The organism is Agrobacterium sp. CNPSo 2736, assembly GCF_004005385.1.
Classification (GTDB): Bacteria; Pseudomonadota; Alphaproteobacteria; order Rhizobiales; family Rhizobiaceae; genus Agrobacterium; species Agrobacterium leguminum.
On record NZ_RZTX01000017.1, the window covers coordinates 113,640 to 123,111 of the forward strand.

General features: G+C 57.9%; 19 protein-coding genes. All 19 read right to left on the minus strand.

Translation table 11 applies throughout. The features are described from left to right. Window positions 1-10: 10 nt before the first annotated feature. Window positions 11-373, minus strand: a complete 363-nt coding sequence (gene rplR / locus EM858_RS22615; RefSeq protein WP_003521008.1) for a 50S ribosomal protein L18 — start codon at window positions 371-373, stop codon at window positions 11-13. 12 nt (window positions 374-385) lie between these two features. After that, the gene (rplF, locus tag EM858_RS22620; RefSeq protein WP_003495204.1) at window positions 386-919 is read right to left on the minus strand and encodes a 50S ribosomal protein L6; all 534 of its coding nucleotides are present in this window, start codon (window positions 917-919) and stop codon (window positions 386-388) included. Between the two features lie 43 nt (window positions 920-962). Further along, on the minus strand, window positions 963-1,361 hold the full coding sequence (rpsH, locus tag EM858_RS22625; RefSeq protein ID WP_003521007.1) for a 30S ribosomal protein S8: 399 nt from the start codon (window positions 1,359-1,361) through the stop codon (window positions 963-965). A gap of 12 nt (window positions 1,362-1,373) precedes the next feature. Next, entirely contained in the window at window positions 1,374-1,679 is a 306-nt protein-coding gene (gene rpsN / locus EM858_RS22630) for a 30S ribosomal protein S14 (protein ID WP_003507785.1), read from the minus strand. Window positions 1,680-1,712: 33 nt separating this feature from the next. Further along, window positions 1,713-2,267, minus strand: coding sequence for a 50S ribosomal protein L5 (gene rplE, locus EM858_RS22635; protein WP_003495201.1), 555 nt, complete (start codon window positions 2,265-2,267; stop codon window positions 1,713-1,715). Then, complete coding sequence (gene rplX / locus EM858_RS22640; protein ID WP_003521006.1) at window positions 2,260-2,568, minus strand: 50S ribosomal protein L24; 309 nt, start codon at window positions 2,566-2,568, stop codon at window positions 2,260-2,262. Before rplX ends, rplE begins: the two co-directional genes overlap by 8 nt. A 13-nt stretch (window positions 2,569-2,581) precedes the next feature. Further along, entirely contained in the window at window positions 2,582-2,950 is a 369-nt protein-coding gene (gene rplN / locus EM858_RS22645; protein ID WP_003495199.1) for a 50S ribosomal protein L14, read from the minus strand. Window positions 2,951-3,184: 234 nt separating this feature from the next. Next, complete coding sequence (gene rpsQ, locus EM858_RS22650; RefSeq protein WP_003495195.1) at window positions 3,185-3,421, minus strand: 30S ribosomal protein S17; 237 nt, start codon at window positions 3,419-3,421, stop codon at window positions 3,185-3,187. Between the two features lie 11 nt (window positions 3,422-3,432). After that, window positions 3,433-3,633 (minus strand): 50S ribosomal protein L29, encoded by a 201-nt coding sequence (gene rpmC, locus EM858_RS22655; RefSeq protein WP_003495193.1) that lies wholly within the window; start codon window positions 3,631-3,633, stop codon window positions 3,433-3,435. Window positions 3,634-3,645: 12 nt separating this feature from the next. Continuing rightward, complete coding sequence (gene rplP / locus EM858_RS22660) at window positions 3,646-4,059, minus strand: 50S ribosomal protein L16 (protein ID WP_003495190.1); 414 nt, start codon at window positions 4,057-4,059, stop codon at window positions 3,646-3,648. A 38-nt stretch (window positions 4,060-4,097) separates the two neighbouring features. Next, the gene (rpsC, locus tag EM858_RS22665) at window positions 4,098-4,829 is read right to left on the minus strand and encodes a 30S ribosomal protein S3 (RefSeq protein ID WP_004442600.1); all 732 of its coding nucleotides are present in this window, start codon (window positions 4,827-4,829) and stop codon (window positions 4,098-4,100) included. After that, complete coding sequence (gene rplV, locus EM858_RS22670; RefSeq protein ID WP_003521005.1) at window positions 4,829-5,218, minus strand: 50S ribosomal protein L22; 390 nt, start codon at window positions 5,216-5,218, stop codon at window positions 4,829-4,831. The genes rpsC and rplV overlap by 1 nt, the downstream gene beginning before the upstream one ends. Before the next feature lie 2 nt (window positions 5,219-5,220). Further along, window positions 5,221-5,499, minus strand: coding sequence for a 30S ribosomal protein S19 (gene rpsS / locus EM858_RS22675; RefSeq protein WP_003507772.1), 279 nt, complete (start codon window positions 5,497-5,499; stop codon window positions 5,221-5,223). Between the two features lie 15 nt (window positions 5,500-5,514). Beyond that, window positions 5,515-6,351, minus strand: a complete 837-nt coding sequence (gene rplB / locus EM858_RS22680; RefSeq protein ID WP_003521004.1) for a 50S ribosomal protein L2 — start codon at window positions 6,349-6,351, stop codon at window positions 5,515-5,517. A 43-nt stretch (window positions 6,352-6,394) separates the two neighbouring features. After that, window positions 6,395-6,688 (minus strand): 50S ribosomal protein L23, encoded by a 294-nt coding sequence (locus tag EM858_RS22685; protein ID WP_003521003.1) that lies wholly within the window; start codon window positions 6,686-6,688, stop codon window positions 6,395-6,397. After that, window positions 6,685-7,305, minus strand: a complete 621-nt coding sequence (gene rplD / locus EM858_RS22690) for a 50S ribosomal protein L4 (RefSeq protein WP_003495173.1) — start codon at window positions 7,303-7,305, stop codon at window positions 6,685-6,687. The genes EM858_RS22685 and rplD overlap by 4 nt, the downstream gene beginning before the upstream one ends. A gap of 12 nt (window positions 7,306-7,317) precedes the next feature. Next, a complete protein-coding gene (gene rplC / locus EM858_RS22695) occupies window positions 7,318-7,959 on the minus strand; it encodes a 50S ribosomal protein L3 (protein ID WP_003507769.1) in 642 nt (213 codons plus the stop codon). Window positions 7,960-8,163: 204 nt separating this feature from the next. Next, window positions 8,164-8,472, minus strand: a complete 309-nt coding sequence (gene rpsJ / locus EM858_RS22700; protein ID WP_003507767.1) for a 30S ribosomal protein S10 — start codon at window positions 8,470-8,472, stop codon at window positions 8,164-8,166. A gap of 311 nt (window positions 8,473-8,783) precedes the next feature. After that, on the minus strand, window positions 8,784-9,472 hold a 689-nt coding region (locus tag EM858_RS22705; RefSeq protein ID WP_245483036.1), incomplete at its 5' end, for an EF-Tu/IF-2/RF-3 family GTPase.

The window sequence follows — 9,472 nt, forward strand, 5'->3', positions numbered from 1 at the left end:
CGGAAAAAAATCAGAAGTTCAGGCCGCCTTCGCGGGCAGCGTCTGCCAGGGCCTTGATGCGGCCGTGGTAGATGAACGCGCCACGGTCGAATACGACATCCTTGACGCCAGCCTTGACGCCACGCTCGGCAACCAGCTTGCCTACGACAGTTGCTGCTGCAACGTCGGCGCCGGTCTTGAGCGAGCCGCGCAGATCGGCTTCGAGCGTGGAGGCAGACGCAAGCGTCTTGCCAGCAACGTCATCGATGATCTGGGCGTAGATGTTCTTCGACGAGCGATGAACCGACAGGCGCGGGCGGCCGTTGGCAACCGCCTTGATCTGGCGGCGCACACGGCTCGCGCGACGTGCAAGTGCTTCTTTCCTGCTAGCCATTTCGCGTGATCCTTACTTCTTCTTGCCTTCTTTGCGGACAATACGCTCTTCAGCGTACTTCACGCCCTTGCCCTTGTAGGGCTCGGGACCGCGGTATTCGCGGATTTCCGCGGCTACCTGGCCAACCTGCTGCTTGTTGATGCCGGAAACGATGATTTCCGTCGGCTTCGGAACGGCAATGGTGATGCCGACCGGAGGCTCGTAAACAACATCGTGCGAGAAGCCGAGAGCCAGCTGCAGGTTCTTGCCCTGCATGGCGGCACGGTAACCGACGCCGTTGATTTCGAGCTTGCGCTCATAGCCGTCCTTAACACCCTTGAAGATGTTCTCGATCATCGTGCGGGACATGCCCCACTTCGAACGAGCTTCCTTGGTGCCGTTAGCCGGCGTTACGGAAACGCCGTTATCTTCGAGCTTCAGCTGAATGTCGTCGTTAGCGACGAAAAACAGTTCACCCTTCGGGCCCTTAGCAGTAACCTTCTGGCCGTCGACATTGGCCGTCACACCTGCTGGAACCGGAACGGGCTTTTTACCGATACGAGACATTATTCAATCCTGTCTGTTCGTTATGGAGATCCTTGCTCGGGTCTTAGAAGACCGAGCAAAGAACCTCGCCACCAACGTTCTGTTCGCGAGCCTGGTGATCGGCCATCACGCCCTTCGGGGTCGAAAGGATGGTGATGCCGAGGCCGTTCGCGACCTGCGGAATGGACTTTACCGAGACATAAACCCGGCGGCCCGGCTTGGAAACGCGGCCGATCTCACGGATCACGGACGCGCCTTCGTAGTACTTCAGCTCGATCGTGAATTCGGACTTGCCGTTTTCGAAATCGACCTTGGAATAACCGCGAATGTAGCCTTCAGCCTGCAGCACGTCGAGAACGCGTGCGCGGAGGCTGGAAGCCGGCGTGCTTACCGAAGACTTACGGCGAGCAGCACCATTGCGGATGCGGGTGAGCATATCACCCAAAGGATCAGTCATGGTCATGTGCCCGTCTCCTTACCAGCTCGACTTGACAATGCCCGGCACCTTGCCGGAATTGCCCAGCTCACGAAGCGCGATACGCGACATCTTGAGCTTGCGATAGAACGCGCGCGGACGGCCCGTTACTTCGCAGCGGTTGCGGATACGCGTCTTCGAGCCGTCACGCGGCAGCGAAGCGAGCTTCAGAGTGGCCTTGAACCGGTCTTCGATCGGAAGGGACTGGTTCATAACGATCGCCTTGAGAGCAGCGCGCTTGGCGGCCTGCTGGGCGACCGACTTGCGGCGGCGCTTGTTCTTTTCAACTGCGCTTGTTTTCGCCATATCGGAGTTCCTTTTCTACGCTCGTCGTTACGGTTAGTGACGGAACGGGAAGTTGAACTCTGTCAGCAGAGCCCGAGCTTCGTCGTCCGACGTCGCCGTCGTGCAAACGATGATGTCCATGCCCCACATCTGATCAACCTTATCGTAGTTGATCTCAGGGAACACAATGTGTTCCTTGATGCCCATGGCGAAGTTGCCACGGCCGTCAAAGCTCTTCGGGTTCAGGCCCCGGAAGTCGCGAACGCGCGGCAGCGCGATGTTGACCAGACGATCAAGGAATTCGTACATGCGGGCGCCACGAAGGGTAACCTTCGCACCGATCGGCATGCCTTCGCGAACCTTGAAACCAGCGATCGAGTTGCGAGCGCGGGTAACGACCGGCTTCTGGCCGGCAATCGCAGCCAGGTCACCGGCAGCAATCGTGGGCTTCTTGGAGTCGGCAGTTGCTTCGCCAACACCCATGTTGATCACGATCTTTTCAAGCTTCGGGATCATCATGACGTTTGCGTAGGAGAACTTCTCCTGCATGGCGCCACGGATACGGGAAACGTATTCCGTCTTGAGACGCGGCTCGTACTTATCAGCCATCGATCACTTCTCCCGAACGCTTGGCCACGCGGACCTTCTTGCCATCCACAACAGAGAAGCCAACGCGGGTCGGCTTGCCATCCTTGTCGACGATGGCGATGTTGGAGATGTGCAAGGATGCTTCCTTGTTGATGATGCCGGCTTCCTGGGCCTGGGTCTGGCGCTGGTGACGCTTCACCATGTTAACGCCACGCACAACGGCCCGATCTTCCTTCGGCAAAACCTGGATTACTTCGCCGGTACGGCCCTTGTCCTTACCGGTCAATACGACAACCTTGTCGCCTTTACGAATCTTCTGCATCGCTTGTCGCTCCTTACAGTACTTCCGGAGCCAGCGAGATGATCTTCATGTGGTTCTTGGCGCGAAGTTCGCGCGGAACCGGTCCGAAGATACGGGTGCCGATGGGCTCTTTCTTGTTGTCGATAAGAACGGCTGCGTTGTTATCGAAACGGATGACGCTGCCGTCAGCGCGGCGGATGTCCTTGGCGGTGCGCACGACAACCGCCTTCATCACGTCGCCCTTCTTGACGCGGCCGCGCGGAATAGCTTCCTTGATGGAAACGACAATAATGTCGCCAACAGAAGCATATTTGCGCTTCGAGCCGCCCAGCACCTTGATGCACATGACACGACGTGCGCCGGAATTATCCGCCACGTCGAGGTTTGTTTGCATCTGAATCATGTCAGGTCGCCTTCTTGTTGTTACCGGAACGGTTGGGCAAACTCTCCCGAGCGAGCCCCCTGCCCCAGCTTATGAATATCTCTTTTTTTGCGCGGAAACGTCGTGACAGGGTGGTTTCCCGAAGGACCTTCCGTGCGCATCAAAGCAAAAGACGCTCGGGTCACGAGCGTCCTTGCGCTGCTTCATACAGGAATTCGCGCCAAGTGCAAGACACAAGGCGCGATTCTGATGAAATTAAGCCTGGGCGGAAACGACCGTCCAGCGCTTGTCCTTGGAGATCGGTGCGCATTCCTCGATGGAAACGACATCGCCGACCTTATACTGATTGTTTTCGTCGTGTGCCTTGTACTTCTTCGAACGACGAACGGTCTTCTGAAGCAGCGGGTGAGCGAATCGACGCTCAACGCGAACTACGACAGTCTTCTCGTTCTTGTCGGACACAACGACGCCCTGCAGAATGCGTTTCGGCATATTATTCTTCCTTAGGCCTTGGCTTCTGCCGCCTTCTGGCGGGCAATGGTTTTAACGCGGGCGATATCCTTGCGGACTTCGTTGATGCGCGAGGACTTCTCCAGCTGACCAGTTGCCTTCTGGAAGCGCAGGTTGAACTGCTCCTTCTTCAGATCGGCGAGCTTGTCCTTGAGCTGGTCGGCGCTGAGGCCGCGAACTTCATCGGCTTTCATGTGCCTTGCTCCTTACTCTGCGATGCGCTGTACGAAGCGCGTCTTGACCGAGAGCTTGGCAGCGCCGAGACGAAGCGCCTCACGGGCGATCTCCTCGGACACACCGTCGATCTCGAACATCATACGACCGGGCTTGACCTTGCATGCCCAGTAATCGACCGAACCCTTGCCCTTACCCATACGAACTTCGGTCGGCTTGGCCGTGACCGGAACGTCGGGGAATACGCGGATCCACACGCGACCTGCGCGCTTCATGTAACGCGTGATCGCGCGGCGGGCCGCTTCGATCTCGCGTGCATTCACGCGGTTCGGTTCCTGCGACTTCAAGCCGAATTCACCGAATGCCAGGTCAAAGCCGCCCTTGGCGACGCCCTTGATGCGTCCCTTGAACTGCTTACGGTACTTAGTACGCTTTGGCTGCAACATTTTCTTACTTCTCCGAGCTTATCTTTCGCCAGCGTCAATCAAGCGTTTTCGCGACGACGATCGCCACGATCGCCACGCTCACGGCTTGCAGGGCCCTGTGCGTCGCCTTCGAGACCGCGACGCTCAGAAGCCATCGGATCGTGCTCAAGGATTTCGCCCTTGAAGATCCAGACCTTGATGCCGCAAATGCCGAATGCGGTTTCAGCTTCAGCCGTGCCGTAGTCGATGTCCGCACGCAGCGTGTGCAGCGGAACGCGACCTTCGCGGTACCATTCGGTACGAGCGATTTCAGCACCGCCGAGACGGCCGCCGCAGGTGATCTTGATGCCTTCGGCGCCAAGACGCATTGCGGACTGAACAGCACGCTTCATCGCACGGCGGAAAGCCACGCGGCGCTCGAGCTGCTGAGCGATCGACTGGGCAACCAGCGTCGCGTCGATTTCCGGCTTGCGCACTTCAACGATGTTGAGGTGCGTTTCGGAGTTGGTCATCTCGGAAAGCTTCTTGCGAAGCTTCTCGATGTCCGCACCCTTCTTGCCGATGATCAGACCCGGACGAGCCGAGTGGATCGTGACGCGGCACTTCTTGTGCGGACGCTCGATGACGACCTTGGCGATACCGGCCTGCTTGAGTTCCTTGATCAGGTAAGCCCGGATCTTCAGGTCTTCATGCAGCAGCTTGCCGTATTCTGCGGTGTCAGCGTACCAGCGGCTATCCCAGGTACGGTTGATGCCGAGGCGGAAGCCGATCGGATTGATTTTCTGACCCATTATGCGGCCTCCCCTTTTTCCTCAACTTCACGAACAACGATCGTGAGGTGAGCGAACGGCTTTTCGATGCGGGAAGCACGACCACGGCCACGAGCGTGGAAACGCTTCATGGTGATGGACTTGCCAACATAGGCCTCGGCGACGACGAGAGCGTCGACGTCGAGGTCGTGGTTGTTTTCCGCATTGGCAATTGCAGATTCGAGCGTCTTCTTGACGGTGCCTGCAATGCGCTTGCGGGAGAATTCGAGCTCGGCGAGAGCGCGATCAACCTTCTTGCCACGGATAAGAGCGGCAACCAGGTTCAGTTTCTGGGGGCTGACGCGGAGCGTACGGGCAACGGCCTGAGCCTCGTTGTCCTTCAGCCGGCGTTCGGTCTTAGCCTTCGCCATGATTACTTCCTCTTTGCCTTCTTGTCCGCGCCGTGACCGTAATAGGTACGGGTCGGAGAGAATTCACCGAACTTGTGTCCGACCATGTCTTCGTTGACGGAGACGGGCACATGCTTGCTGCCGTTGTAGACGCCGAAGGTCAGACCAACGAACTGCGGCAGGATCGTGGAGCGACGGCTCCAGATCTTGATTACTTCGTTACGTCCGCTCTCGCGCACCTTCTCAGCCTTGGTGAGAAGATAGCCGTCAACAAACGGACCTTTCCATACTGAACGAGCCATTAGTGACTACCTCTCTTACTTCTTACGCTGATGGCGCGAGCGCATGATGAACTTGTCGGTCGACTTGTTCGAACGGGTGCGCTTGCCCTTCGTGGGCTTGCCCCACGGAGTAACCGGGTGGCGACCACCCGACGTGCGACCTTCACCACCACCGTGCGGGTGGTCGACCGGGTTCATGACGACGCCGCGAACGTGCGGACGCTTGCCGCGCCAACGGGAACGACCGGCCTTGCCGTCGTTGATGTTGGCGTGGTCCGAGTTCGAAACAGCACCGATCGATGCGAGGCAGGAGCCGTGCACCAGACGCTGTTCGCCCGAGTTGAGACGCAGGATGGCCATGCCGGCATCGCGGCCGACGAGCTGGACATACGTACCGGCGGAGCGGGCGATCTGACCGCCCTTGCCCGGCTTCATCTCGACGTTATGGATGATCGAACCGACCGGAATGTACTGAAGCGGCATGGTGTTGCCGGGCTTCACGTCCACTGCCTTGTCGGAGGCGATCACCTTGTCACCGGCAGCGAGACGCTGTGGCGCGAGAATGTAAGCCTGTTCGCCGTCGGTATACGTAACCAGCGCGATGAACGCGGTGCGGTTGGGGTCGTATTCCAGACGCTCAACGGTGCCTTCTACGTCGAACTTGCGACGCTTGAAGTCAACCAGACGGTAGGTCCGCTTGTGACCGCCACCCTGGAAACGGACGGTGATCCGGCCCTGGTTGTTACGGCCACCCTTGGAGCTGAGGCCCTGGGTGAGAGCCTTTACCGGCTTGCCCTTGTAGAGCGAAGCGCGGTCCACGATAACCAGCTGGCGCTGGCTCGGCGTGGTCGGATTGAAACTTTTCAATGCCATTTTCTTGTTCCCTTTTGGGTCTTTGCCCGCTTGGGCCTAACCTTTAGAGTCCGGTGGACACGTCGATGGATTGACCTTCGGCGAGCGTGACGACGGCTTTCTTGACGTCCTTCAGCTTACCGGCGAATCCACGGAAACGACGGGTCTTACCCTTGCGGATAAGCGTGTTCACAGCCGTGACTTTGACGCCGAAGAGAGCTTCCACGGCAGCCTTGATTTCAGGCTTGGAAGCATTCTTGGCGACGTTGAATACGACCTGGTTCTGTTCGGATACCAGCGTCGACTTTTCCGTGATCGAAGGAGATACGATCACATCGTAGTGGCGAAGATCCGTCATTTGAACCGCTCCTCCAGAGCCTCTACAGCAGCCTTGGAAAGCACCAGCTTGCCACGGCGCAGGATGTCGTAAACATTGATGCCCTGAACCGGCAGAACGTCCACATTCGGGATGTTCTGAGCAGCGAGCTTGAAGTTGCCATCAAGTTCGGCGCCGCCGATAACGAGAGCGTTGGTCAGGCCAAGCGAAGCGAAGCTTCCCAGCAGAGCCTTGGTCTTTGCTTCGGACGCGACGAGCTGATCGACGATGATCAGTTCTTCAGCCTTCAGCTTTGCAGACAGGGCGTGACGCAGAGCGAGCGCACGAACCTTCTTCGGAAGATCGTGTGCATGGCTGCGAACGACCGGGCCGTGGGCCTTGCCGCCGCCGCGGAACTGCGGTGCGCGAGCCGAATGGTGACGAGCGCGGCCCGTACCCTTCTGCTTGTACATCTTCGCGCCGGTGCGGGAAACTTCCGACCGGTTCTTGGACTTGTGGGTTCCCTGCTGCTTCTTTGCAAGCTGCCAGCGAACCATGCGGGCCAGGATGTCCTGGCGGGGGTCGAGGCCGAAGATCTCATCCGACAGAGAAACCTTGCCGGCGTCTTTTCCCTCGAGGGTCTTGACGTTCAATTCCATGATAAGGCTCCCTTACTTCGCAGCCGACTTGACGGCGTCGCGGACGATGATCCAGGAACCCTTCGAGCCGGGAACTGCACCCTTCACGAGGATGAGGCCACGGTCTTCATCGGTCGAAACGACTTCGAGGTTCTGGGTCGTAACGCGCGTCTGGCCCATATGACCAGCCATGCGCTTGCCCTTCCAGACGCGGCCCGGATCCTGGTTGTTACCGGTCGAACCGTGTGCACGGTGCGATACGGAGTTACCGTGCGAAGCGCGGCCACCACCGAAGTTGTGACGCTTCATAGCACCGGCAAAACCTTTACCGATCGTGGTTCCAGTGACGTCGACCAGCTGGCCGGACTGAAAATGATTTGCGGTCAGTGTTGCACCGATGTCGATCAGGTTCTCGGGGGAAACCCGGAACTCGACGAGCTTGGCTTTCGGTTCGACATTGGCAGCGGCAAAATGACCGCGAAGCGCCTTAGTCGTGTTCTTGACCTTGGACTGGCCGGCACCGAGCTGAACTGCGGTATAGCCATTCTTGTCTTCCGTGCGCTGGGCAACGACTTGTACGTTATCCAGTCGCAATACTGTTACGGGGATATGTTCACCTGCGTCGTTATAGACGCGTGTCATACCCACTTTCTGTGCAATCACACCTGAACGCATTGGTTCATCCTCTTGCGAGCCTTGAAGGGAAAACCCTCTCTGGCCTTTGTTAAGGAGTGCCCTTCGACATCTCACGATGTTTCCGGTCTCCGGTTTGGAAGTCGTTGGATTACTCCACGTACCTTCCTTGTTATTGGCCCTCACCCAAAAGTGAGGTCCGGCCTTGTTACTTCAGCCCTCACCTTTAACGGATCGGGCCGGGTCTCAGAGCTTGATTTCCACGTCAACGCCAGCAGCGAGGTCGAGCTTCATCAGAGCATCGACAGTCTGCGGGGTGGGGTCAACGATATCGAGAAGACGCTTGTGCGTCCGCATTTCGAACTGTTCACGGCTCTTCTTGTCAACGTGAGGAGAGCGGTTGACGGTAAACTTTTCGATGCGGGTGGGGAGCGGAACCGGGCCGCGAACGCTGGCGCCGGTGCGCTTTGCGGTCGACACGATTTCACGGGTAGAGGCATCGAGGATCCGGTGATCGAACGCCTTGAGGCGGATACGGATATTCTGGCCGTTCATTCGTCTTGTCCTTGTTCTTTGTTATTCGTTTCCGCACGCGGAAACACATGAACTTCTATTGATCGTGGCGCCGCAGATTTTCAAAAATCGAGAGAAATGCGCTGTCGCATCCCAATCATTTCAGTTGTCTGTATTGCTAAAACACCGCGTTTCGCAATCGCTTGCGAATCCAGCGGTGAGTGTGAGTGCGCGTTTACGCGCTTTCACCGAATTTTTCAAGCACTAAAAATGCAACGCCGCCAGGCTTTTTACCAAAAGTCCGGCGGCGGTGTTATTCACACCGCCGCCAGTCAGAATTTCAAAGGTCGAAATTACTCGACGATCGAGGCAACGATGCCGGCGCCGACGGTACGGCCGCCTTCGCGGATAGCGAAGCGCAGCTTTTCTTCCATCGCGATCGGAACGATCAGCTCGACATCAACGGTGACGTTGTCGCCAGGCATAACCATTTCCGTGCCTTCCGGAAGCGTAACGATGCCCGTTACGTCCGTCGTGCGGAAGTAGAACTGCGGACGGTAGTTCGTGAAGAACGGCGTATGACGGCCGCCTTCTTCCTTCGTCAGGATGTAGGCTTCGGCCTTGAACTTCTTGTGCGGCTTCACAGAACCCGGCTTGCACAGGATCTGACCACGCTCGACGCCGTCACGGTTAACACCGCGAACCAGTGCGCCGATGTTGTCGCCGGCCTGGCCCTGGTCGAGCAGCTTGCGGAACATTTCAACGCCGGTAACAGTCGTCTTCGAGGTCGGACGGATGCCGACGATTTCGACTTCTTCACCAACCTTGACGATACCGCGCTCAACGCGACCCGTCACAACCGTACCACGGCCCGAGATCGAGAACACGTCTTCGATCGGCATCAGGAACGGCTGGTCGATCGGACGCTCAGGCGTCGGGATGTAGGCGTCAACCGCAGCCATCAGCTCGCGGATCGCGTCTTCACCGATCTTCTTGTCAGAATCTTCAAGAGCGGCAAGAGCCTGTCGCTTATACAAATCTG

Coding starts and splice junctions, on each gene's coding strand:
- rplR (WP_003521008.1), bottom strand. CDS start 373: ATGGCTAGCAGGAAAGAAGCACTTGCACGTCGCGCGAGCCGTGTGCGC.
- rplF (WP_003495204.1), bottom strand. CDS start 919: ATGTCTCGTATCGGTAAAAAGCCCGTTCCGGTTCCAGCAGGTGTGACG.
- rpsH (WP_003521007.1), bottom strand. CDS start 1,361: ATGACCATGACTGATCCTTTGGGTGATATGCTCACCCGCATCCGCAAT.
- rpsN (WP_003507785.1), bottom strand. CDS start 1,679: ATGGCGAAAACAAGCGCAGTTGAAAAGAACAAGCGCCGCCGCAAGTCG.
- rplE (WP_003495201.1), bottom strand. CDS start 2,267: ATGGCTGATAAGTACGAGCCGCGTCTCAAGACGGAATACGTTTCCCGT.
- rplX (WP_003521006.1), bottom strand. CDS start 2,568: ATGCAGAAGATTCGTAAAGGCGACAAGGTTGTCGTATTGACCGGTAAG.
- rplN (WP_003495199.1), bottom strand. CDS start 2,950: ATGATTCAGATGCAAACAAACCTCGACGTGGCGGATAATTCCGGCGCA.
- rpsQ (WP_003495195.1), bottom strand. CDS start 3,421: ATGCCGAAACGCATTCTGCAGGGCGTCGTTGTGTCCGACAAGAACGAG.
- rpmC (WP_003495193.1), bottom strand. CDS start 3,633: ATGAAAGCCGATGAAGTTCGCGGCCTCAGCGCCGACCAGCTCAAGGAC.
- rplP (WP_003495190.1), bottom strand. CDS start 4,059: ATGTTGCAGCCAAAGCGTACTAAGTACCGTAAGCAGTTCAAGGGACGC.
- rpsC (WP_004442600.1), bottom strand. CDS start 4,829: ATGGGTCAGAAAATCAATCCGATCGGCTTCCGCCTCGGCATCAACCGT.
- rplV (WP_003521005.1), bottom strand. CDS start 5,218: ATGGCGAAGGCTAAGACCGAACGCCGGCTGAAGGACAACGAGGCTCAG.
- rpsS (WP_003507772.1), bottom strand. CDS start 5,499: ATGGCTCGTTCAGTATGGAAAGGTCCGTTTGTTGACGGCTATCTTCTC.
- rplB (WP_003521004.1), bottom strand. CDS start 6,351: ATGGCATTGAAAAGTTTCAATCCGACCACGCCGAGCCAGCGCCAGCTG.
- EM858_RS22685 (WP_003521003.1), bottom strand. CDS start 6,688: ATGACGGATCTTCGCCACTACGATGTGATCGTATCTCCTTCGATCACG.
- rplD (WP_003495173.1), bottom strand. CDS start 7,305: ATGGAATTGAACGTCAAGACCCTCGAGGGAAAAGACGCCGGCAAGGTT.
- rplC (WP_003507769.1), bottom strand. CDS start 7,959: ATGCGTTCAGGTGTGATTGCACAGAAAGTGGGTATGACACGCGTCTAT.
- rpsJ (WP_003507767.1), bottom strand. CDS start 8,472: ATGAACGGCCAGAATATCCGTATCCGCCTCAAGGCGTTCGATCACCGG.